14 protein-coding genes, 1 tRNA gene and 1 pseudogene are annotated in these 25,203 nt (G+C 29.5%); 15 read left to right on the top strand and 1 reads right to left on the bottom strand.

Annotated elements, in window-relative coordinates; all coding sequences use genetic code 11:
- The first annotated feature begins 85 nt into the window (after positions 1-85).
- Positions 86-4,363, top strand: a complete 4,278-nt coding sequence (rpoC, locus tag N5A56_RS01685) for a DNA-directed RNA polymerase subunit beta' (protein ID WP_265724061.1) — start codon at positions 86-88, stop codon at positions 4,361-4,363.
- A gap of 125 nt (positions 4,364-4,488) precedes the next feature.
- Positions 4,489-4,800: a DUF3467 domain-containing protein gene (locus N5A56_RS01680; protein WP_265724062.1), complete on the top strand. Its 312-nt coding sequence runs from the start codon at positions 4,489-4,491 to the stop codon at positions 4,798-4,800.
- Positions 4,801-4,857: 57 nt separating this feature from the next.
- On the opposite strand, the gene aroC is transcribed toward N5A56_RS01680, so the two are convergent.
- Entirely contained in the window at positions 4,858-5,922 is a 1,065-nt protein-coding gene (gene aroC / locus N5A56_RS01675) for a chorismate synthase (protein WP_265724063.1), read from the bottom strand.
- 243 nt (positions 5,923-6,165) lie between these two features.
- Here aroC and N5A56_RS01670 point away from each other — a divergent pair.
- The 13 genes and pseudogenes from N5A56_RS01670 (at position 6,166) to rluF (ending at position 25,044) form a co-directional block, all read left to right on the top strand.
- A tRNA-Ser gene (locus N5A56_RS01670) sits at positions 6,166-6,253 on the top strand.
- Positions 6,254-6,396: 143 nt separating this feature from the next.
- On the top strand, positions 6,397-6,543 hold the full coding sequence (locus N5A56_RS01665) for a hypothetical protein (protein WP_265724064.1): 147 nt from the start codon (positions 6,397-6,399) through the stop codon (positions 6,541-6,543).
- Positions 6,540-7,148: a LytR/AlgR family response regulator transcription factor gene (locus tag N5A56_RS01660; RefSeq protein ID WP_265724065.1), complete on the top strand. Its 609-nt coding sequence runs from the start codon at positions 6,540-6,542 to the stop codon at positions 7,146-7,148. Before N5A56_RS01665 ends, N5A56_RS01660 begins: the two co-directional genes overlap by 4 nt.
- 15 nt (positions 7,149-7,163) lie before the next feature.
- On the top strand, positions 7,164-10,082 hold the full coding sequence (locus tag N5A56_RS01655) for a sensor histidine kinase (RefSeq protein WP_265724066.1): 2,919 nt from the start codon (positions 7,164-7,166) through the stop codon (positions 10,080-10,082).
- A 123-nt stretch (positions 10,083-10,205) separates the two neighbouring features.
- Positions 10,206-10,553 carry a hypothetical protein gene (locus N5A56_RS01650; RefSeq protein ID WP_265724067.1) on the top strand — a complete coding sequence of 116 codons (348 nt, stop codon included), beginning with the start codon at positions 10,206-10,208 and terminating at the stop codon, positions 10,551-10,553.
- A 170-nt stretch (positions 10,554-10,723) separates the two neighbouring features.
- Positions 10,724-11,260, top strand: a complete 537-nt coding sequence (locus N5A56_RS01645) for a hypothetical protein (RefSeq protein ID WP_274270138.1) — start codon at positions 10,724-10,726, stop codon at positions 11,258-11,260.
- Positions 11,261-11,358: 98 nt separating this feature from the next.
- The gene (locus tag N5A56_RS01640) at positions 11,359-13,395 is read left to right on the top strand and encodes a right-handed parallel beta-helix repeat-containing protein (protein WP_265724069.1); all 2,037 of its coding nucleotides are present in this window, start codon (positions 11,359-11,361) and stop codon (positions 13,393-13,395) included.
- A gap of 284 nt (positions 13,396-13,679) precedes the next feature.
- The gene (locus tag N5A56_RS01635) at positions 13,680-16,628 is read left to right on the top strand and encodes a T9SS type A sorting domain-containing protein (RefSeq protein ID WP_265724070.1); all 2,949 of its coding nucleotides are present in this window, start codon (positions 13,680-13,682) and stop codon (positions 16,626-16,628) included.
- Positions 16,629-16,714: 86 nt separating this feature from the next.
- On the top strand, positions 16,715-16,873 hold the full coding sequence (locus N5A56_RS01630) for a hypothetical protein (RefSeq protein WP_274270137.1): 159 nt from the start codon (positions 16,715-16,717) through the stop codon (positions 16,871-16,873).
- 87 nt (positions 16,874-16,960) lie between these two features.
- The gene (locus N5A56_RS01625) at positions 16,961-17,530 is read left to right on the top strand and encodes an Lcl domain-containing protein (RefSeq protein ID WP_265724071.1); all 570 of its coding nucleotides are present in this window, start codon (positions 16,961-16,963) and stop codon (positions 17,528-17,530) included.
- 205 nt (positions 17,531-17,735) lie between these two features.
- The gene (locus N5A56_RS01620) at positions 17,736-23,345 is read left to right on the top strand and encodes an InlB B-repeat-containing protein (protein ID WP_265724072.1); all 5,610 of its coding nucleotides are present in this window, start codon (positions 17,736-17,738) and stop codon (positions 23,343-23,345) included.
- A gap of 146 nt (positions 23,346-23,491) precedes the next feature.
- Positions 23,492-24,099 (top strand): annotated as a pseudogene (locus N5A56_RS01615) (alpha-ketoglutarate-dependent dioxygenase AlkB family protein).
- Positions 24,100-24,153: 54 nt separating this feature from the next.
- Positions 24,154-25,044 carry a 23S rRNA pseudouridine(2604) synthase RluF gene (gene rluF, locus N5A56_RS01610; RefSeq protein ID WP_265724073.1) on the top strand — a complete coding sequence of 297 codons (891 nt, stop codon included), beginning with the start codon at positions 24,154-24,156 and terminating at the stop codon, positions 25,042-25,044.
- The last annotated feature ends 159 nt before the right edge of the window (positions 25,045-25,203 follow it).

Below are 25,203 nucleotides of genomic sequence, written 5' to 3'. Positions count from 1 at the left end.
TAAGTGTAAAAACTTACTTCTTATTATCATTTATTTATAAGTCTCATTGAGGCCATTTTTACAATTTTAATTCGAATCCATCAACATGGCAAGAAAACAAGAGAAGTACACTGTAAAAAAGTTTAATAAAATCTCAATTGGTTTATCATCACCAGAAGCTATTTTAGAAATTTCTAAAGGTGAAGTTTTAAAACCAGAAACAATAAATTACCGTACACACAAACCAGAAAGAGATGGTTTATTTTGTGAGCGTATTTTTGGTCCTGTAAAGGATTACGAATGTGCTTGTGGAAAGTACAAAAGAATTCGCTATAAAGGTATCGTTTGTGACCGATGTGGTGTAGAAGTAACAGAAAAGAAAGTACGTAGAGATAGAGTAGGGCACATCAACTTAGTTGTACCTGTTGCTCATATTTGGTACTTTAGATCATTACCTAACAAAATGGGGTACCTTTTAGGTTTACCTTCTAAAAAGTTAGATATGATTATTTACTACGAGAGGTATGTAGTAATTCAGCCAGGTATTGCTAAAAATGTAGAAGGAGAACCATTACAAAAAATGGATTTCTTAACTGAAGAAGAATATTTAGATATTTTAGATGCTATTCCTGCTGAAAATCAATATTTAGATGATGCAGACCCAAATAAGTTTATTGCAAAAATGGGTGCTGAATGTTTAATTGATTTATTAGCACGTATAGATTTAGAATCTTTATCTTTTGAATTAAGGCATAAAGCAAATACTGAAACGTCTAAACAACGTAAAACAGAAGCATTAAAAAGGTTAAATGTTGTTGAAGCATTTAAAGATTCTCAAAAAAATAGAGAAAATAATCCTGAATGGATGATAATGAAAGCAGTTCCGGTAATTCCACCAGAGTTGAGACCATTAGTGCCATTAGATGGAGGACGTTTTGCAACTTCAGATTTAAATGATTTATATAGAAGAGTTATTATTAGAAACAATCGTTTAAAAAGATTGGTTGAGATAAAAGCTCCTGAAGTTATTTTACGTAATGAAAAACGTATGTTACAAGAATCTGTAGATTCTTTATTTGATAACACACGTAAATCATCTGCTGTAAAAACTGAATCTAACAGACCTTTAAAATCTTTATCAGATTCATTAAAAGGTAAACAAGGACGTTTCCGTCAGAATTTATTAGGAAAGCGTGTTGATTATTCTGCACGTTCCGTAATTGTTGTTGGACCAGAATTAAGATTGTCAGAATGTGGTATCCCAAAAGATATGGCAGCTGAACTTTATAAGCCTTTTGTAATTAGAAAATTAATTGAAAGAGGAATTGTAAAAACAGTTAAATCTGCTAAGAAAATTATAGATAGAAAAGAACCTGTTGTTTGGGATATTTTAGAAAATGTAATTAAAGGTCATCCTGTTTTATTAAACAGGGCTCCTACTTTACACAGACTAGGTATACAAGCCTTTCAACCAAAATTAATTGAAGGAAAAGCAATCCAGTTACACCCATTAGCGTGTTCTGCATTTAATGCCGATTTTGATGGGGATCAAATGGCTGTTCACTTACCATTAGGGCCAGAAGCTATTTTAGAAGCACAAATTTTAATGTTAGCTTCTCATAATATTTTAAATCCTGCAAACGGTGCACCAGTAACTGTACCTTCTCAGGATATGGTACTTGGTTTATACTATATGACTAAAGAAAGAATTTCTACTCCAGAAGTGCCAATTAAAGGAGAAGGATTAACTTTCTATTCACCAGAAGAAGTAACTATTGCTTTTAACGAAGAAATGGTAGACTTAAATGCTGGGATTAAAGTAAGAACTCAAGATATTGATGAAAATGGAGAGCAAGTAACTAGAATTATTAAAACTACTGTTGGTAGAGTTTTATTTAATGAAAAAGTTCCTGCTGCTGCTGGTTATATTAATGAAGTATTAACTAAGAAAAACTTACGTGGAATTATCGGTGGTATTTTAAAAGCTACAGATATACCTACAACAGGAAATTTCTTAGATGAGATAAAAAACATGGGATATAAATTTGCCTTCCAAGGTGGTTTATCATTCTCATTAGGAGATATTATTATTCCTAAAGAAAAGCAAGGTATGATTGATGAAGCCAATAAAGAGGTGGATGTAATTGTATCTAATTATAACATGGGTATGTTAACGCAAAAAGAGCGTTACAATCAGGTAATTGATATTTGGGGTAGAACCAATAACGATTTAACTGAGTTATCTATGAAACGTTTACGTGAAGATCAACAAGGTTTCAATTCAGTATACATGATGCTTGATTCTGGTGCAAGGGGTTCTAAAGAGCAAATTCGTCAGTTAACAGGTATGCGTGGACTAATGGCAAAACCTAAGAAATCTACTGCTGGTGGTGGAGAAATTATTGAGAATCCGATTCTTTCAAACTTTAAGGAAGGTTTATCAATTCTTGAATACTTTATTTCTACTCACGGTGCTCGTAAAGGACTTGCAGATACGGCTTTAAAAACAGCTGATGCAGGTTACTTAACTCGTAGATTAGTTGATGTTTCTCAAGATGTTATTATTAATGAAGAAGATTGTGGTACATTAAGAGGTTTAGAAGTAGCTCCTTTAAAGAAAAATGATGAGATTGTAGAATCTCTATCAGATAGAATTGAAGGTAGAGTTTCTTTAAATGATGTTTATCATCCCGTAACCGAAGAGTTATTGTTAGAAGCTAATCAAGCAATTAATTCAAAATTAGCGAATGCGGTTGAAGCTTCTGGAATAGATGCTGTTCAAGTAAGATCTGCTTTAACTTGTGAATCTACGAAAGGAATTTGTGCAAAATGTTATGGTCAAAGTTTATCTACACTTAATAAAGTGCAAACTGGAGAAGCTGTAGGTGTAATTGCTGCACAATCTATTGGAGAACCTGGTACACAATTAACATTACGTACATTCCACGTTGGTGGGGTTGCTGGTAATATTTCTGAAGAAAACAAATTAATAGCTAAATTTGAAGGTAAAGTTGTTATTGAAGATTTACGAACAGTAGTTGGTAAAGACAATGATGGTAATGAAGTAGATATCGTTATTTCTAGAACTGCCGAAATTAAAATTATTGATAAGAAAACTGGGATTACTCAAAGTACAAACATTATTCCTTATGGTTCTATCATATTTGATAAAGAACGTAAATCTATCAAGAAAGGTGATGTTATTGTTCAATGGGATCCATTTAACGGAGTTATTGTTTCTGAATTTGGAGGTAAAGTGAAGTTTGATAACTTAACACAAGGTATTAATTACTCTGTAGAAGTTGATGAGCAAACTGGTTTCCAAGAGAAAGTAATGACTGACTCTAAAAACAAAAAGTTAATAGCTTCTTTAATTATTGAAGATGCTGATGGAAACGCTTTACGTTCTTATAGTTTACCTGTTGGGGCACACCTTATGGTAAGTGATGGAGATAAAGTTGAGTCTGGACATACTTTAGTTAAGATACCTAGAAAATCTGGTAAAGCTGGAGATATTACTGGAGGTTTACCTCGTGTAACAGAATTATTTGAAGCACGTAACCCTTCTAATCCTTCTGTAGTTTCGGAGATTGATGGTGTAGTGTCATTCGGTAAAATTAAGCGTGGTAATAGAGAAATTATTGTTGAAACAAAGACTGGAGATATAAGAAAGTACTTAGTTAAACTTTCTAATCAAATTTTAGTTCAAGAAAATGATTTCATTAAAGCAGGTATGCCACTTTCTGATGGAGCAACAACTCCTTCAGATATTTTAAGAATTAAAGGACCATCTGCAGTTCAAGAATACTTAGTAAACGAAATTCAAGAAGTATATCGTTTACAAGGTGTAAAAATTAATGATAAACATTTCGAAGTTGTAGTACGTCAAATGATGCGTAAAGTTAAAATTATAGATTCTGGAGATACTTTATTCTTAGAGAACCAGTTAATTCATAAAATTGATTTTATTAAGGATAATGATGCTATCTACGGAATGAAAGTTGTTGAAGAAGCAGGAGATTCTGAGAACTTAGTTGCAGGTCAAATTATTTCTGCACGTCAATTAAGAGATGAGAATTCTTTATTAAGAAGAAATGATTTAAACTTAGTTGTTGCAAGAGATGCTAAACCAGCAACTGCAGAACAAGTTTTACAAGGTATTACAAGAGCGTCATTACAAACTAAATCGTTTATTTCTGCAGCTTCTTTCCAGGAGACTACAAAAGTATTAAATGAAGCGGCTGTAAATGGTAAAATTGATACTTTAGAAGGGTTGAAAGAAAATGTAATTGTTGGTAAGAAAATTCCAGCAGGTACAGGTATGAGATCTTATGATAAAGTTATTGTTGGACCAAAAGACGAGATGGAACAAAGTTTCCAATAAACGTATAAACGTTAAAAATTCTTAAAAGTTGAATTGTTTATTGTAAATTATTTACATTATTCAATTCAACTTTTTTTATTTTATTAACTTTAAGCTTTTAATTAAATATAAATTTTATTGATATTATGGAAGAGAATCAAAACAAAGAAGGGCAATTAAATATTGAGTTAGATCAAGAAATTGCTGAAGGTACTTATTCTAATTTAGCTATTATTAATCATTCTATGTCAGAATTTATTGTAGATTTTATTAATATTATGCCTGGTGTACCTAAGGCAAAAGTTAAGTCTAGAATTATTTTAACACCACAACATGCAAAAAGATTAGCAAAAGCCCTAGCAGATAATGTTCGTAAATTTGAACAGCAACATGGTGAAATTAAAGACTCTGGACAACCACAGGTTCCAATGAGTTTTGGTCCTACTGGGCAAGCATAAAAAAAGTGAAACGATAAGTTTCACTTTTTTTATAAATGTATTTTTCTTTTAAATAAATTATATTTTTCTTGTTTTATTTATTAACCAATAATCAGCTAAAACTAAAGCAGCCATAGCTTCTACTATTGGAACAGCTCTAGGAACTACACATGGGTCATGTCTTCCTTTTCCTGTAATTTCTGTAACTTCACTTTCAGAATTTATAGTTTGTTGAGAACTCATAATAGTTGCTACTGGCTTAAAAGCAACTCTAAAATAAATATCCATACCGTTACTTATTCCTCCTTGAATTCCACCAGATAAATTTGATTGAGTTGTACCATCAGCATTAAAAATATCATTGTGTTCTGAACCTTTCATTTTAGCTCCACAAAAACCACTCCCAAATTCAAAGCCTTTTACTGCATTTATAGATAACATCGCACTACCTAATTGTGCGTGTAATTTTTGAAATATAGGTTCACCTAATCCTATAGGAACATTTTGAACTACACAAGTTATAGTTCCTCCAATTGTATCCCCGGATTTTCTTATTTCTTGGATTTTAGAAATCATTTTTTCAGCTGATTTATCATCAGGACATCTAACTATATTGTTTTCTGTTTTTGAAAAGTCTAAATCTTGATAAGGCTTATCAATAAAAATATCACCTACTGACGAAGTAAATGCATTTATATTCATATTTTTTATTAATTGTTTTGCTAAAGCACCTGCAACAACCCAATTTGCAGTTTCCCGAGCAGAACTTCTACCACCTCCTCTATAATCTCTTATTCCATATTTTTTATCATATGTATAATCTGCATGAGAAGGTCTGTAAACATTAGTATTATGATTATAATCTTTAGATTTTTGATTTGTATTTCTAATAATAAACCCAATGGAAGTACCTGTTGTTTTTCCTTCAAAAATACCAGATAAGAACTCAACGGTATCTGGTTCTTTACGCTGAGTAACAATTTTGGATTGACCTGGTTTACGTCTATTTAGTTCGTTTTGTATAGCATCAAAATCTAGTTCTAAACCAGCAGGAAAACCATCTATAACACCACCAATAGCAATACCATGAGATTCACCATATGTTGTTACTTTTAATAAATTTCCGAAAGAATTAAACGACATAATAATATAATTAGAATAGTTATGACAAATATAATAAACATGTTAGCAAGAAAAATAGATAACATTACTTTTGTAATGATTTCTAAAAACTAATTTTTAATTATAATGTCTGATTATTAAGTAGATATGAATTGGTTAAAATTATATTCAAAAAAATGAAAAATAATGTCTTTTTTATTTTCTAAAATGAAAAAGCTTTATATATTTGCATCCGCATTCAGGGAATACCTGATGAGACGCACTGGAGAAATGGCAGAGCGGTCGAATGCGGCAGTCTTGAAAACTGTTGACTGTAACAGGTCCGGGGGTTCGAATCCCTCTTTCTCCGCCAAAAGCCTTGCATTTTATGTAAGGCTTTTTTATTTTAATACAAAATGGGCTTAAATTTTAAGTATATCTTCATTTTACAAAGTCATTTTGCTATTCATAAAGTCTTACGGTTTTTAGTAGTAATTGATTGTTATATTTGTAACTATGTTTAAAATAAAAGCAATACTTATTGATGATGAGCAAAGCGCTAGAAATGTTCTTACTAATTTATTAAAAAGAACTTCTACTAATATTGAAATTGTTGCAACTTGTAATAATTTAGAAGAGGGTGTTTTGCAAATAAAAAAATGAAACCCAATGTTGTTTTTTTAGATGTACAAATGCCAAATTATGCAGGCTATGAGATTGTTAATTTCTTTGAAAAGATAGATTTTGAAATTATATTCGTTACTGCTTATGATCACTATGCTATAAAAGCATTTGAATTAAATGCAATTGATTATTTGGTAAAACCTATTGATAGGAAGAAATTAGCTTTAACATTAAGTAAGTTAGAAAATCAAATTAAAAATCAAGCAGCTCTTATTGATTATCAAACCTTATTAAAATCTATTAAAGACAAAGATTATAAAAAAATTATAATTCCGGAATTAGGAAATAGGAGAATTGTTGATATTGATAATATTATTGCGTTGGAAGCTGATGGGGCTTACAGTAAAATTTATTTAAAAGAAAATAAAATTATTACTACAAGTAAAAACTTAAAATATTTTGAAGATGTTCTGCCTAAAAATATTTCTTTTTTTAGATCTCATAGAGCATGGATTATTAATTTAGATTACATAACTTTTTTTAATAAAACAGAATTAACTATTACATTAGCAAAAGAAAACAAAGTGAAATCTAAAATTTCAAGAGCTCGAATAGAAGATTTTGAAAAAATTATTAACCTATAAAATTATAGTTATTTCTTGATTAAAAAAATATGTTTATTAATATTATTATGTGTAACATTTTTAATTAATGCACAAGAGCCAGTTTTTGTACATTTTTCTGAAAAAAATGGTTTACCAGATAAAGAGTTTTATGATCTTATAGAAGATAGTAAGGGGTTTGTTTGGTTGGCAGCAGACAAAGGCCTTTTTAGATATGATGGTAAAGCTTATAAAAAATATACTAACGAATTACAACGTAGTTCATCTATTTTTAATTTACAAGAAGATAATTTAGGACGTATTTGGTGTAATAATGTTTCTGGTCAGTTTTTTTACTTACAAGGTAATAAATTAGAATTGTTTATCGATTTTAGTAAAGAGTTAAAAGGTCAATTAGCAGATTTTATTGTAAAAGGTAATTATTTATGGATTATAGGACAGTATAAAATTTATAAGATAAATTTAAAAACAAAGATTGTAGAATTTGATTATACTAATTCAAATCAAACATTTGGTAAGCCTTTTAAGTTGGAAGATGAAGTGTATATTGGTAATTCAAATTTTATTTTTAAAATTAATTCTCAAAACGAATTTAAAGTATCAACAAATGTAAACCTGCCTACTAGAGATAAAAAAGGAAAAAGACTAAATATTTATAAACTAATCATCTTTAAAATAGGGTCAAATTTATTTTTTAGACAAAAAAGATCTGGTATAAATCAGTATTTTAAATTATCAGAAAATAAAATTAGTAAACTAGATATTATAAAAGAATTAAAAAACGAACGTATTTATGATCAATTTGTAACAGGCAATGAAGTTTGGTTTGCAACAGCAACTGGTATTTGGGTTTATGAACTTATTAACGAATCTTTTAAATTACAAAAACGTTTTTTAAAAAATAAAAATATAACAAAAATAGTTAAAGATACCGAAGATAATTATTGGTTTACAACATTAAATAACGGTATTTATATTGTACCAAATATAAATATAGAAAACGTTAATATTTCTGAAGAAAATAAGAATATATCTAGTTTAGATCGTATTAATAATAACACATTAGTTTTTGGAAACACGAAAGGGAATGTAGGTTTTTATGATGTATCTAAAAATAAGTTGAATATTATAAAATTACCAACGAGCGATCGTGTTTCTGCTTTAAAATACCAAGTTAACAATAATACTACTTATATAAGTAAAGATTTTTATAGTTATACAATAAATAATAAAACGTTAAAAGTTTCAACTTTTAAATATTTTACTACAGCAAAAAGTTTAACTTCAATAGATGATAATAAGTTGCTTTTTACCACTAATAATAGTGTAAGAATATTACAAGATGAACAATTTGAAGAGAACATATTTGATTCTATTCAAAGAGGAAAAAGAACTTATGCATCGCACTACAATAAACCAAAAAAAGCTGTTTTTATTGCTTATATAGATAATTTAATACAATATGATAGTCTTTGGAAAGCGAAACCTATTATTTATAAGAGCAAACCAATTTATGTTAAATCTATTACTGAAACAAGTAATGGTATTGTTTGGGTATCTACTTTTAAAGATGGTATTTATGGTATAAAAAACGAACGTGTAATTCAGCATTATTCAACTAAAAATGGTTTAACATCTAATAATATTGGTGTTATTAAAGCAGATAAAAATAAATTATGGATTGCTCTAGAAAATAGTATTCAATTATTAGATGTTAACACAAAAGAACTACAAACATTAACAAAAAGAGATGGTATAGTTTCTTATGACGTTTCTGGTATTGAAATACTTAAAAATAAGGTTTATTTTTCTTCTAATGAGGGTTTGTTTTCTATCAACAAAAAAGAACCTTTTAAAAGCCCAAATCCAAATATTTATTTTACAGAAGTAGAAATTAATGAGAAGGATACTTTAATAACTTCTAATTATGATTTAAGTTATAATCAGAATGCTATTAAAATAGGTTTTAATGTAAACGGTTATTTATATAATGAAAAAAACAGATACAAGTATCGTTTAATAGGGTTTAATGATACATGGCTAACAACAGATATACATGTTAATTCTGTAAAATATAATAGTTTACCTGCTGGTAATTATATATTTCAAGTGCAGCCTGTTTCTGAAAAAGAAGTTACTAAAGACAAAATTAAATCTATTAAATTTAAAATAAATAAACCGTTTTGGAAAGCTTGGTGGTTTGTTTTAGGAGGTTTTGTCTTACTCTTTGGAAGTACTATAATATATTTTAATCGAAAAATAAAGATAGAAGAAAAAGAGAAGTTGGCAGAATTAGAAAAAATTTCTTTAGAGAAAGAGTTGATGTCAATTAATTTAACAGCTCTTCGTTCTCAAATGAATCCACATTTTATTTTTAATGCTTTAAATTCTATTCAAGATTTAATTTTAAAAGAAGATACAGAAGCATCTTATGATTATATTGTAATGTTTGCAAATTTGGTTAGAAATACTTTAAACTATTCTAGTCAAGATTTTATTTCTATTGAAAAAGAGTTAGATTTTTTAAAATTATATCTGCAATTAGAGAAACTTCGTTTTGGAGATTTATTTAACTATTCTATTAATTATGATAAAAATGAATATTTAGAAGTTCCGTCTTTAATTATACAGCCTTTTATAGAGAATGCCTTAGTGCATGGTTTAATGCATAAATCTGGTAATAAAGAGCTTCATATTAATTTCGACTTTACAGAAAGTATTTTAAGATGTACCATTACAGATAATGGTGTAGGAAGGAAGAAAGCAGAAGAAATTAGACAACGCCAAGGAAGCCATCACGAACCTTTTGCACTAAGAGCTATAAAAAAACGTTTAGAAATTTTCAAAGAACAGTATTCTGAAAATATTGGTTATGTAATTGAAGATTTAATTGAAAATGAAATTGCTAAAGGAACTAAAGTTATTTTAACAATGCCTTTTAAAAAGAGATTTTAAATATCTTCTTGCTTATTTTTTTGAATTTACCATCCACAAAGTCAATTTGTATTTCATAAAGTAGATTCTAGTTTATTATTTATGACAGCGTATTATTGTTATCTAATAATTAAACAAAACTTAATGAAAAATTTATTTATTGCAATTGCATTTTTATTTGCAACTTTTGTAAATGCCCAAAACAGCTTATTTACTACTATTTCTGAAAATGATAAATACCAAGAATATTTAAGCGTAACAGATAAAGATAATGATGGTTTTTATCAAATTAATGACAAACGATTTATTTTAAAATTTGAATTAAAACATTTATCTACAGGTGAAGGGTATAGTATATCTGCAATTATTCAAGAAGGTGAAAAAAAGGAAAAAAATCTGAAGCATATAATGTTGCAAGTGGATATTATGAATACAATGGCTATCCTTATGAGAGTGTTATTAGACATAAATATCAAAAAGATGGAATTGTAGCAATTGGAGATTATATTTTTACGCTAAATGGTATTTCTAAAGACGGAACATCTTTTAGTAGTATTGATGACGTATATATTAAAATAAAAGAAGGAGTATTAAAAGAGGAGACAACTAAAATAACTCCAAAAAAGAATAAGAAAAAGAAAAAAATGTCTTTTTTTCAGAAAATGAAAGCTCTAAAAAAGGGAGGGTTAGGTAAGTCTACATCTCGTAATTTTGGACCAGAGCATAAAGATTTAGAAGGTAAGAATTTAAATAAAATGATTACAGATTATTTAGTTGCTATGAAAGTTAAGCAAGATGGTAGAACTGATAAGCAAAAAATGAGTGATAAAAACCTTATAAATGCTAAAAAGAAAGTAATAGAAGATATAAAAAGATATAATGATTCTGTAAGAGCAACACCAGAACACCAAGATTTACAAAGAAGAATTAAAAGAAATGAAGCAAATTACCAAGCAGCAAAAGCTCAAAATTCTGTAACACTTCGAAATAAAGGTAGTAAGACAATTTATGTAGGTACTAGTGGTAGTGCTAATAAAGGTACAGAAATAAGAGCGGGCGGAACTGCATCTTGGAACTGTGATCAAGATGCTTATATAATGATTGAAACTATTAAAGGAAGTACTTATTCTTATAGATCATCAAAAACAAAAGTATATACTGCTAACTCTGGTTGTGGTAATACTGTTAATGTAAGATAAGTTTTAGAACATTCACAAAGTCAAATTAATATTCATAAAACGCTTTGTTCTAAAATCTATATAATATGTTTTTTTTGTATCAAACTTTAAACAAAATTATGTTAAAGAAAACTCTTTTTTTACTTTTTACAATTGTTATTATTGGGCAAATGTCTGCTCAAAAATGTAATTATACTATTAATAGTTATAAATGGTCTTTTGATGGATCTAATATTGGTAAACAAGGCAATGTAACAATTCATGATGCAGAATCACAGATAGTTATAGAAAGAGGAGATTCTTTAAAGCTTAAAGGAGGAGATGTAATTTGTTTAGATGCTTCTGTTCAATATAAATTTTTACGATTTAAAAATATAATTGGAGACTCTGTTAAACCTGTTATTATAACAAACATCAATGGAAAAGTTAAAATAAAAAGTATAACAGCATCTTATGGATGGAAATTTCAAAATTCCAAATATTTTAAAATATTGGGAAACGGAGATTCTAACCATAAATACGGTTTTAAGGTAACTACTCATAATAATTCTTACCTACAAATGATTAATAAAACTACCGATTTTGAAATTGCTCATGTAGAAATTGCTGGAGACACTGTAGCTCAGTCAATAGAGAATGCAAGTTCAATAACTCCAAAAAATTTATTAGGTTTTGCAGGTATAATGGCAAAATCTCAACCAATTTGTAGAGATGATCCTAATGGAGGAAGTACAGATGCAGGTGAATTTGAAATGCAAAATGTATTTATTCACGATAATTACATACACGATGTTTTTGGAGAAGGTTTATATATTGGGTATGGTTTTTCTCAAGGAACCATTGTTAAATCTTATACTACAGGAGAGGCATGTACAAGTGAAAACTTTCCGCATTTTATAAGTAATTTATTTATATATAATAATATAGTTGAAAGAGTTGGATGGGATGGAATACAGGTGAAAAATACACATCGTAATGCACAAATTTATAATAATGTAATAAAAGATTATGCATTTAGAGAAATTGGACATCATGATGAAGGAATATTAGTAGGTGATGGATCTGTAGCAGTGATACATGGAAATTGGATTGAAAATGGAACCAAACAATCTAATGGTATGCAAATAAATGCTACTGGAAATACCAAAATATATAACAATGTTGTTTTAGGCTCTGGTTATACTGGATTATATCTTAACAATCGAAATTATTTGAACCTAGACGGTATTATAGAAATTTATAATAATACAATCGAAGGAGGATCGGGTAATGGAATTACCTCATATAGTCCTCAGACAATAGATATAAAAAATAATATTGTGTTTGGTTATGGAAAAAAAGATACTTTAAATGATCCTTATCCAACTAAAGGAATAAAAGCAGATATAGGTACAGTTTCTTTTAATCTTATAAATAAAGATGTCTCTGAGATAGGTTTTAAAGATTTTATAAATAAAAATGTTGAATTAAATGAAACTTCATCTGCAATCAATTCTGGTACGAATCATAATTTTGATGTGTATGATTTTTCTGGAAACATTCGTGATACAAGAATAGACTTAGGAGCATTTGAATATGGCACAGATATAAAAAAAGACAGTTTAGACATTACAATTAATTTACCTACGTCTAATAGTGTTACTTTAACCTCAGAGCAAAATGTTTTAATTAATGTATCTCTAAAAGATAAAAATAATAAAGTTAGATTAATTGAATATGAACTAAATAACAGTGTTATTGGTACTAATTATATTCCAAATAAATTAGAACATACAATTGGGTTTCATCATTTTATACAAGGCACTAATATTTTAAAGGTTAAAGTTACTTTATATGGAGGTAATTCTTTTTATTCAGACATTATAACTATTCAAAATAATTCAGTTTTATCTTTTGAATCTGAACATTTATTAGAAAATCGATTACATTATTATTATAATTCAAACAATAAAGAATTAGTTTTAAATAGATTAGATGATACAGAAATTACTGCAGTAGAAATTTATGATTTATTAGGTAAAAAAGCACAGAATTGGAAAAACAAACAAGTAAGTAAGCACACAACTCGTTTAGCAGTTAACAATTTATCAAAAGGGATTTATATAATAAGAGTTATAACTGATAAAGGTGTTTTGTCAAAAAAAATATTAATGTAATAAAGTTGATGAATTCAATTTTTTAAAAGAATTAAGTTTTGCATAAAACTAAAATATATGTTTAAAAAGAGAGAGTAGGAGTTTGCTTTTTATAAAATAGTCATATTATAAAAAGTGGTTGATTAGTTTTGTTTGAAAGCTCAGTGTAATACTGAGCTTTTTTTGTTTTTATCTTTTATAATTTGCTAAATATTTGTTGTTTATAAACTCAAATTGATACTCATAAATTACTTTCTTTTTATAGGATTCTTCCTTAGTATTATTGCACAATAAAAAAAATAATTATGAAAAAAATTACAGTACTACTTTGTTTATTTATTACACTTAGTGTTTCTGCACAAAACTGGTATGTAAAACCAGTTGCAACAGGGTTTGGAAATGGGTCTTCATGGGCAAATGCAATAGATTTACAAACTGCTTTAGCAAATGCAAGTAATAATGATGTTCTTTGGTTAGCAACAGGTACTTATACTCCGCATGCTTCTTCAAGATCTACTTACTTTACAATTAGCGCAAGAGATCTTGAGATTTATGGTGGTTTTGCAGGTACAGAAACTGCTATTTCACAAAGAGTTTTGGGAGTTAATGAAACTATTTTATCTGGAGATTTAGGTAATAATGATGTAAATGTTACAGATTTTATATCTAATTATTCAAATACAACTCGTAATGCAGATAATAGCTATCATATTATTGAGATTGCATATAATGGAAGTGGTGTGTTATTAGATGGCCTAACAATAAGTGGTGCTCATAATAACTTGAGTGCTACAGAGCAAGGTGGAGCAATTTTAAAAGAAATTTCTGTTAAAGAGCTATCATTAAAAAATTGTATTATTAAAGATAATGTAAGTAGAAATGGTAATGCAGGTTTGCATGCAGGTTTTCAATTAAATAATCTAGGAGGTACTAGAGCTGAATTAAATATAGAAAATTGTCAATTTATAAATAACATGTCTCGTTGGGGATCATGTATCTATAGTGAAATACAAAGTAATGCAAATATAGATGTTACTATTACCAATACATTATTTGATAATAATGTTACTGGTAATTTAAATGCAAGTACTGCACAAGGTTTAAGCGGAAGTGTCGGTTGGTTTAGAATGTCTGGTAATACCTGTGATGTTAACTTAAAGTTTATTAATAACACAATAGTTAATAATTTAGATGATGGTACAGATCAAAGCTTAGATGCAACTTCGCACGCAGTTTTAGGTATCAGTAAAGCAAATAGTGGATTAAATGGTGCAATAAATGCAGAAATTGCTAATAATATATTTTGGAATAATAAAACTACTGGTAATGCTGTAACTAAATCTATAACAGATCTATATTTAGAACCAGTAGCTTCTGTAAACGTTTACAATTCTATAGATGAAAATAATTTTACAGATTCTTCTATAACATCTACAACGAGTATAAGTAATGCAAATCCTTTATTTACAAGTGCGTCAGATTATACATTACAATCTGGTTCCCCTGCATTAAATACTGGTGATAACTCAAAGATTCTAGCTGGTATTACTAAAGATTTAGCAGGTAATCAACGTATCATTAATACTACTGTAGACATGGGAGTTTACGAAAACACTACACTATTAACTACTTGGGTTGGTTCTCCTTCTAATAGTTGGAATTTAGCTTCAAATTGGACAAATGGCGTGCCTACAGCTACAGTAAATGCAGTTATACCTAATGTTGGTAGTAATTATCCAATTATTAGATCAGTTTCTATGGTTGTAAGAGATTTAGAAATTCAAGCAGGAGGAACATTATTAATAGACGGAGGAAAAACACTAACTATTGAAGGTAATTTAACTCAAAACGGAACTTTTAATATTACTTCAGATAGTTCATTATTAAACCACGGATCTTTAATTTTAAAAGGAACGGCTACTGGTAATGTAACTTATAATAGAGAGGTAACTTCTAATTGGCATTTATTAACATCTCCAGTTGAGGGGCAAAGTATAGCAGCTTTTAAAAATGATGTATCTGATAATGGAACAAAATACGCAATTGCACCTTATGTTAATACTTTAGCAACAAATCGTTACAATTATTATACAACTGCTGCAGGTACAAATGATGTTAATACGTCTGGTAATTTTGTAAAAGGAAAAGGATATTCAATTCAAAGATCTACATCTGGTATATTCTCTTTTGAAGGAGCTTTAAATACTATTGATGTGCCAATGGCAATAACAGATGGTAGTGCAACAGGTAATAAATGGAACTTAGTTGGTAATCCTTTTACCTCTAGTATTTATGGAAATACAAATGCTCATGCAGCTAATAACTTTTTAACAGTTAATGCAAATGAGTTAGACCCTTTAAGAGTTGCTATGTATGTTTGGAATGCTTCAAATAATTCTTATGATATTGTAAATAATACAACAGCATCTAAACACATTGCACCAACGCAAGCGTTTTTTGTAGAATCTAAAAATGGTGGAGGTTCGCTTCAGTTTACAGAAGCAATGCAAAATCATCAAGGTAATGCAGGTTCAGCATCAAAAACATCAAATACAGTGCCTTCAATAAAGTTATTAGTTTCTAACGGAAGCTTACAAAAAAGTACTGATGTTAAATATTACAATACAGCTACTATTGGTTTAGACCCTGGTTATGATGCTGGTGTTTTCTCTGGCGAAGCACAGGCATTTAATGTATATACAAAACTATTGTCTAATGATACTACTGTTGGTTTTGGTATACAATCTTTACCAATAGATAATTATGAAGCTATGGTAATACCTTTAGGTGTAAATGCAGTTGAAAATACAACACTTTCATTTACAGCAGCTATAGAAAATTTACCATCTGCTATTAAAGTGTATATAGAGGATAAAGTTGAAAACACCTTTACACTTTTAGAGACTGTACAAGCAACTTATACAACTACAGTAAGTAATGATGTAAATGGATTTGGTCGTTTTTACTTACATACAACTTCTAGAATTTTAAGTGTTGGTACTAGTATTGCAGCATTAAATAGCATTTATGTTTATAAGTCTAATACAAGAACTTTAACCATAACAGGTTTAGCCAACCAAGAACAAAATAGTGTAAAAGTATATACTATTTTAGGGAAAGAAGTTTTTAATACAAGTATTAAAGTACAACAAAAAACAACAGTACAATTACCAATAAGCTTGTCTACAGGTGTATATCTTATAAAAATACAAACTGCAAACGGAAGCGTAAACAAGAAAGTAATCTTAAATTAATGAGTTCATGGCGGTTTAAACGCTGTTTAAAACCACCAAAACTCTACTTATTACTTTATTTATTGAACTCAAAAACAGAAAACACCATGAACAATCAAGATAAAAATATAGACAGAAAAGAGGCTTTAAAAAAAATAGGAAACTATGGTAAATATGCTGCTTTAACTGCATTAGGTACTTACTTAATTTTGAATCCACAAAAAGCACAAGCACAAAGTCCAGAAGCTCCTGGAAGTGGGTTTTAAAAAGACAACAACAATAATTAAAATCACAAATAAAGATAAAACAAAAGTCAGCGAGTAGAAGCTTGCTAATATTTAAATAGCAAATAAATGAAGAAGCAAAAATATATTTTACTAGTAATTTTAACATTAATGTTAGGAACTAGTTGTAGTGAAAATGAAGATCTTATTTCAGTAAAAGTAGGTGATTTTATTTATGGTGGAGTTGTTTTTTATGTAGATCCAGACGATGATACCAAAGGATTGGTTTGTGCAATAGAAGATTTAGGAAAAGAAGGAGCAGAATGGGGATGCAGAGGAACTGATATACCTAATGCAAATGGTCAAAATTATTATGACGGTATGGAAAATACCATTGCAATTAAAGCAGCTTGTGCTACAGATAACACTGCTGCAAAATTATGTTTCGATTATATAGCAAACGGATATTCAGATTGGTATTTACCAAGTAGAACAGAAATGAATGAGATTTATGAAAATAGAGAAATAGTAAATGCAACCGCAGTAGATAATGAAGGAGATGATTTAAGAATAAATGATTATTGGACTTCTTCAAATAGAGACCAGAACTATGCTTGGATAATGGATGTTTATAACGGAAAAACTACGTACAAGGTTAAGAATAATAATTTCCTTATACGTCCAGTACGTAAATTTTAACAATACTGTTAACAATGTAAGTTTACAAAAATGTTCTCTAGATTTTTAGAAAATTAAATTTTTTGGTTACATAAAATTTAAGTCTAAAAATTGGTCTTTTTTACCATTTACAAAGCCAAATTGCTATTCATAAACCGCTTTCTTTTAGAACTATTGTAAAATTATATCATTGCATAAAACAATCTAATTAATAAAAAAAGAAAAAATGAAAACAAAATTATTATACTTAATGCTATTTGTTGTAGGTAGTGTTTTCGCTCAAATACCAACAAATGGTTTAGTTGCACAATACGAATTTACAAACGGAGCATTTTCAGATGCAGCAAATGCAGTAAGTTTTACACAAACAGGAACAGCGCTAACAAATGATAATGATCGTTTTTCAGCAGCAAACAATGCAATTAATTTAAACGGAGATTACTTAACAAGAACAGATGTAGCTTATCCAGATAATGGATTAGGAGCTGCTTATGGTAACGATGGTACTGTTAGTTTTTGGGTTAAAACAACTACAAATGATAATAATAAGAGAATTATTATTGATGATTCTAATAATAATTCAAGTTTAAATAGTGCTTCTTGGACTGGGTATTATATTTTTTTAGAAAGAGGACAGATTGGAGTAACTACAAGAGTATTGTTTCATGGAAATACAGGCTATAAAACAGCAACTAAAAAATCTACTTTAAATGTAAGTGATGGTAATTGGCATCATGTAGTAATGACAATTGGTAATACATATAACATTAGTAGTTCTGGATTAACTCGTTTTATTTATACACGAGCAAGAGTATATATTGATGGTATAGATCAAGGTCAAGTAGGAATTGATGAAGCTGGGTCAAGTTCTGGTGGTTTTAGATTATTACAATCTCATGACAATACTGGAAATTTTACAGTTGGAAACAATAGAGGTAATAATTTGAGCAATTCAAATAGGTTTGATGGAGCTATAGATGATTTAAATATTTATACAAGAAGAATAACTCAGGCAGAAGTAACACAAATAGCTACTGTAAATAGTTTTTGTTTTCCTCCACTAGCATCAACCATAACTTCAACTAATATTACAGAAACAACTGCAGATGTTTCTTGGACAGAATCAGGTACATTCGATTTAGCCTATGTTGCTAAAGGAGAATCTTTTTCTAATGCAACAATAGTTTCAAACATAAATTACACTGCCAATGATGTTCAAAATTTAACAGGTTTACAGCCTGGTACTATTTATAATATACACTTAAGAACTCCTTGTACAAGTTCTATTATATCGTCGTGGTCTTCTCCTTTAGAAGTAAGAACAAACGGAATTACGTACGTTAATAAAAATGCAACAGGTACAAACGATGGAACTTCTTGGTCAAATGCTTATACAGATCTACAAGATGCTTTAAGTTCACTACAAGATAATGGTAAAGTTTGGGTTGCAAAAGGTACATATGTGCCAGCTACTACAGATAGAAATAGTTCTTTTATAATTGGGAATACTAATGTTGAGTTTTATGGAGGTTTTAATGGTACAGAAACTACTTTAAGTCAGAGAGATTTTATAGCAAATGAAACTATTTTATCTGGTGATTTAGCAGGGAATGATGCTGGAGCTATTGGAGGAACTGTTAGAGGTGAAAATGCTTATCATGTTGTAGAAATAAATAAACATGGTACCGTTTTAGATGGTTTTACTATTAGAGATGGTGTTGCAAATAACTCTGGAGATAATGCTGCTGGTGGTGCAATTTTTAAAGCAAAACCTGTAAACTCACTAACCGTAAAAAACTGTACTATTAAAAATAATGTTGCCTATAATGCAGCAGGTATATTTGCAGAATTCACATCTGGAGGAGGAACATTAGATATAGAAAACTGTATTTTTGATAACAATCTTGCACGTCTTAGTACTTCTTTTAGTGCTTGGGCTAGATCTGGTGGTACTTTTACATTTAATGTTAGTAATTCTTTATTTAGTAATAATGAAACTAGAAATTTAAGTGGTAGTAATAATAGTACAGGAGGTAGTTCTGGTTGGTTAAGAGCAATTGGTAATGCTTCTACTATAGTAAACGCTAGTTTAATTAACAATACTTATGTTAATAATAATGATATTGGTACCCATTCTTCTATGAGTAACCTTAATAGAGCAACTGTTGGTGCTTCTACAGATTATGGAGGTACAATGAATTTAGAAGTTGCAAATAGTATTTTTTGGAATAATACCATAACAGGTGGCGCAGTTGGTAATTCTATTACAGGAATCAGTGCAACATTAGGAAATGTTACAGTAACGAACTCAATTGATGAAGGTAGCTTTTCTAGATTAACAACAGCTAACTTAACAAATACAAGTAATACAGATCCTCTATTTAAAGATGTAGCAAATAATGAGTTTATATTATTAACAGGTTCTCCTGCGATTAATTCTGGAGACAACGCAAAATTACCAGCAACAATTACTAAAGATTTATTAGGTAAAGATAGAATTGTTGCAAGTATTGTTGATATGGGATCATATGAGTTTGATCCTTATGCATCAATTACATACAAATTAAATGTATTAGTTGTAGGTAATGGTACTGTAAATCATCCTGCTTCACAAAATCATGATTATGGAACATCATTAAATTTAGTAGCTTCACCAGAACCAGGTTATGAATTTACAGGTTGGACAGGAGATGTTGTAGGTAACACTAGTACTTTAGGAGTATTAGTAAATAATACGTTAACTGTTACAGCTAATTTTTCTAAGTCAAGAATATATGTTAACAAGAATGCTACAGGAAATAACGATGGTTTAACTTGGGCAGATGCTTATACAGATTTAAATACTGCTTTAGCAAATATTGTTAATAATTCTGAAATTTGGATTGCTGGTGGTACGTATACACCGAGTGTATCAGATACAAGTGTTTATTATGAGATAACAAAGAATGGCGTAAAAATTTATGGAGGTTTTGCTGGTACAGAATCAAAAATTTCTGATAGGATTTTTGGAATGAATGAAACTATTTTATCTGGAGATTTACAAGGGAATGATGCCAATGTTACAGGTTATTTTGATAATTATAGTAATTCAACACGTCAAAATGTAAATAGTTTTCATATAATTAATATTACAGCTACAGGAAATGATTTATTATTAGATGGCTTAACAATAAGTGATGCTCATAATAGTAAAAATGCTACAGAACATGGAGGTGCAATTTTAAAAAACAAAGCAGTTTCTAAATTAACACTTAAAAATTGTATAATTAAGAATAATGTTTCAAGAAATGCAAATGCTGGTTTAATGGCAGAGTTTGAATTAAATAATGTTACAGGAACTAGAGGTTTATTAACTATAGAAAATTGCGAATTTACTAATAACATGTCTCGTTACGGTACTAGTGTTTATAGCTTTGTAAGGAGTAATACGAATGTAGATATAAATATTTCAAACACATTATTTAATAAAAATACTGTTGCTGATTTGACAGCTGCAGCTACAGCTTATAGTGGAAGTGCTGGTTGGTTTAGAATGTTAGGAAATACGTCTGATGTTAATTTTAATTTTACGAATAATACATTAGTTAACAATATAGATACAGGTACTCAGGAAAGTTTAAATGCTTCTACACATGCAGTATTAGCTATTTCTAGATCCTCTGGGTTTCAAGGTACATTTAATGCAGTAATTTCGAATTCTATTTTTTGGAATAATAAAACTACCGGTGGTGCAGTAACTAGATCAATTACAGATCTTTATAAAATACCAGTTGCTTCTGTAAATGTATATAACTCTATTGATGAAAATAATTTTAATGATGCTACAATTACTTCAGCAACTGCTACAAGTGATTCAGATCCATTATTTACAAATTTAGCAAATGAAGATTTTACTTTAACAGCAGGTTCGCCAGCAGAAGATAGTGGAGATAATAGTTATGTAACAACTACTTCAGATTTATTAGGAAACCAACGTGTTTTTAATACTACTGTAGATATGGGGGCATATGAGACTGGCTCTACTCCTAGTACTGTTGTAATAAATAGAACCTTAACAACGTCAGTTGTTGGTAATGGTACAGTAACAACAAACCCAAACCCATCAAATGGTACGTATACAGATGGTTTAGTAGTTACAATTACTGCAACGCCAGATACAGGATATCAATTTGATGGTTGGTCTGGAGATGCAACAGGTACTGTAAGTTCTTTAAGTGTTACGATGGATGCTGATAAAGCATATACAGCTAACTTTAGTTTAATAAAACGTACGTTAACAATAAATGCCACAAACGGAACAGTAACTCCAAATTCATATCCAGTAAATGGTACTTATTTAGATGGATCTGTGGTTACTTTAACTCCAACACCAAACACAGGCTATCAATTTGATGGTTGGTCTGGAGACGTAAGTGGGACAATAAATCCATTAAGTATAACAATGGATGCAGATAAAACAGCTACAGCAATGTTTAGTTTAATACCTGTTGTACAGCGTACATTAACAATTAATGCTACAAATGGTACAGTTGCAACAAATCCAAACCCAACAAACGGAACTTATGATGAGGGAACAGTTGTAGGTTTAACAGCAACACCAGCTGCAGGTTATCAATTTGATGGATGGTCTGGAGACGCAAGTGGAGCAACAGCATCTGTAAATGTAACAATGGATGGAGATAAAACAATAACTGCTACATTTAGTTTAATCCAACGTACATTAACAATTAATGCTACAAATGGTACAGTTGTAACAAATCCAAACCCAACAAACGGAACTTATGATAACGGAACAGTTGTAGGTTTAACAGCAACACCAGCTGCAGGATATCAATTTGATGGATGGTCTGGAGACGCAAGTGGAGCAACAGCATCAGTAAATGTAACAATGGATGGAGATAAAACAATAACTGCTACATTTAGTTTAATCCAACGTACATTAACAATTAATGCTACAAATGGTACAGTTGTAACAAATCCAAACCCAACAAACGGAACTTATGATAACGGAACAGTTGTAGGTTTAACAGCAACACCAGCTGCAGGATATCAATTTGATGGATGGTCTGGAGACGCAAGTGGAGCAACAGCATCTGTAAATGTAACAATGGATGCAGATAAAACAATAACTGCTACATTTAGTTTAATCCAACGTACATTAACAATTAATGCTACAAATGGAACAGTTGTAACAAATCCAAACCCAACAAACGGAACTTATGATAACGGAACAGTTGTAGGTTTAACAGCAACACCAGCTGCAGGATATCAATTTGATGGATGGTCTGGAGATGCGAGTGGTGCAACTGCATCTGTAAATGTAACAATGGATGCAGATAAAACAGTAACAGCTACATTTAGTCAAATACAAAGAATTTTAAATGTAACTGTTGTAGGAAATGGAACAGTTACTTTAGCAAGTGGTTCATCTCCTAATGGTACACATGCGGACGGTACTGTTTTAAGTTTAATAGCTACAGCTGCTTCAGGATTTGGGTTTACAGAATGGTCTGGAGATGCAAACGGTACAACAAACCCTTTAAGTGTTACAATGGATGCAGATAAAAATATTACTGTAACCTTCAGTAGTACTGCTAGTGTAAGTGATGTAAATAAGTTTGATTTTGAATTGTATCCAAACCCAACAAAAGGGAATTTAATTTTTGGTTTACAAGAAGAGGTTAAAACTATTGAATTATTTAATTTACAAGGTCAGTTAGTTCAGAAGTTTAGAACTAAAAAAATAAATATTAGTTCAATATCTAAAGGTATTTATTTAGTAAAAATAACGACAGTAGATGGTAAACAAGCAATTAAAAAAGTGGTTAAAAATTAATATTTTAAATAAGTAAAACAGTCCCCATTTTTTAATTCAAATTCTATAGCCCAAAGTTTATGCTTTGGGCTATTTTTTTGTAAAAAAAATAATTACTGATTTTGATATTTCCATTTTTGTTGAGGTTTTTTTACTACTTTTAATTCATGGATTTATTCTCTTCTGAAAAAATAAAAAATATTTTACCTTTTGATGGCATTACAAATTATCATGGAATTGTTTTAAACAAAAGCCAATGTGAGTTTTATTACCAGCAATTAATAAATACGATTAATTGGAAAAATGATGAAGCAATTATTTTTGGTAAAAAAATAATTACAAAACGAAAAGTAGCTTGGTATGGAGAATCTGAGTATTCTTATACCTATTCTAAAGTAACAAAAACTGCAAATATTTTTACTAAAGAACTGTTAGAGTTAAAAAGTATTGTTGAGCAAGAGAGTAACGAAACTTATAATTCGTGTTTGTTAAATTTATATCATTCTGGAGAAGAAGGAATGGCTTATCATTCTGACGGAGAAAAAATGTTGAAAAAAATGGAGCAATTGCATCTTTGTCTTTAGGAGCAGAACGTAAATTTTCATTTAAGCATAAAGAAAATAAGCAAAGAATAGATATTGTTTTAGAAAGAGGGAGTTTGTTGGTTATGAAAAATGGGACTCAAACCAATTGGTTACACAGATTACCACCTACAAAAAAAGTAAATACTCCACGAATTAATTTAACCTTTAGAACTATTGAGTTGAAATCTTAATTGTATGCTTTTCTCCCTTGAAATAAATTGTATTTTTGCATAAAATATTTTTCTTTGGATAATTCAAATCAACAATCTATAAACCTTAATAAATATATAAGTTCTTCTGGAGTTTGTTCTCGTAGAGAAGCAGAAAAATTTATTAAAGAAGGTAGAATAACTATAAACGGTAAACCAACACAATTAGGTAATAGAGTTGGTAAAAAAGATGTTGTAAAGTTCGACGGTCGTTTAGTAACACCCAAAAACGTTACCTTATATATTGCATTAAATAAACCAGTTGGTATAGTTTCTACTACAGATGATAGAGAACCTAATAATATTGTAAAGCATGTAAATTATCCAGAAAGATTGTTTCCTATTGGTCGTTTAGATAAACCATCGGAAGGGTTAATTTTCCTTACAAATGATGGCGATATTGTAAATAAAATTTTACGAGCAGGTAACAATCACGAAAAAGAGTATTTTGTTACTGTAAACAAAATAATTACAGACGATTTTATCGAAAAAATGGGAAACGGAATTCCAATTTTAGGTACTATGACTAATAAATGTGTGGTAGAAAAAGTAAGTGCCAAAATATTTAAAATTGTATTAACACAAGGTTTAAATCGTCAAATTCGTAGAATGTGCGAGTACTTAGATTACGAAGTAACTAAGTTAAAACGTACAAGAATTATGAATGTAGAACTTGGTTATTTACAAGCTGGAGATTGGCGAGAATTAACTGAAGAAGAAATGAAAGAAATTAATAAAATGATTTCTTCATCATCAAAAACCGAAGAAGCTTCTGTAGTTAAAGAAAAACCCAAAGCACAAAAATCGAAGCGAAAACTAGCACCATCTAAAAATGAGTTTAATAAAAAAAGTGCATCTTTTAGAAAATCATCACCTAAAAACAAAAAGAAATCTACAGGTTTTTCATCTAAAAAGAAACGCTGGTAATTTTTAGTACGTTACTTTATTCTGAAAGCATTCAAAATAAAGTCAGGCTTTACGCTATATCTTTTTATACTTACTAAAAATGCTTTCGCTTCTTTAGTAAGTATAAAAAGGATGCCGCTTCAATCCTTAACGCACATTTTTGCCAGTTAAAAGCATTAA

Source organism: Polaribacter ponticola (assembly GCF_026191475.2).
Taxonomy (GTDB): domain Bacteria; phylum Bacteroidota; class Bacteroidia; order Flavobacteriales; family Flavobacteriaceae; genus Polaribacter; species Polaribacter ponticola.
The sequence above is the reverse complement of the archived record's forward strand: the minus strand, read 5'-3'. Positions and strand labels throughout refer to the sequence as shown.

Excerpts from the sequence above, each read along its gene's own strand:
- rpoC (WP_265724061.1), top strand. The coding sequence starts at position 86 with ATGGCAAGAAAACAAGAGAAGTACACTGTAAAAAAGTTTAATAAAATC.
- N5A56_RS01680 (WP_265724062.1), top strand. The coding sequence starts at position 4,489 with ATGGAAGAGAATCAAAACAAAGAAGGGCAATTAAATATTGAGTTAGAT.
- aroC (WP_265724063.1), bottom strand. The coding sequence starts at position 5,922 with ATGTCGTTTAATTCTTTCGGAAATTTATTAAAAGTAACAACATATGGT.
- N5A56_RS01665 (WP_265724064.1), top strand. The coding sequence starts at position 6,397 with ATGTTTAAAATAAAAGCAATACTTATTGATGATGAGCAAAGCGCTAGA.
- N5A56_RS01660 (WP_265724065.1), top strand. The coding sequence starts at position 6,540 with ATGAAACCCAATGTTGTTTTTTTAGATGTACAAATGCCAAATTATGCA.
- N5A56_RS01650 (WP_265724067.1), top strand. The coding sequence starts at position 10,206 with ATGAAAAATTTATTTATTGCAATTGCATTTTTATTTGCAACTTTTGTA.
- N5A56_RS01645 (WP_274270138.1), top strand. The coding sequence starts at position 10,724 with ATGAAAGCTCTAAAAAAGGGAGGGTTAGGTAAGTCTACATCTCGTAAT.
- N5A56_RS01640 (WP_265724069.1), top strand. The coding sequence starts at position 11,359 with ATGTTAAAGAAAACTCTTTTTTTACTTTTTACAATTGTTATTATTGGG.
- N5A56_RS01635 (WP_265724070.1), top strand. The coding sequence starts at position 13,680 with ATGAAAAAAATTACAGTACTACTTTGTTTATTTATTACACTTAGTGTT.
- N5A56_RS01630 (WP_274270137.1), top strand. The coding sequence starts at position 16,715 with ATGAACAATCAAGATAAAAATATAGACAGAAAAGAGGCTTTAAAAAAA.
- N5A56_RS01625 (WP_265724071.1), top strand. The coding sequence starts at position 16,961 with ATGAAGAAGCAAAAATATATTTTACTAGTAATTTTAACATTAATGTTA.
- N5A56_RS01620 (WP_265724072.1), top strand. The coding sequence starts at position 17,736 with ATGAAAACAAAATTATTATACTTAATGCTATTTGTTGTAGGTAGTGTT.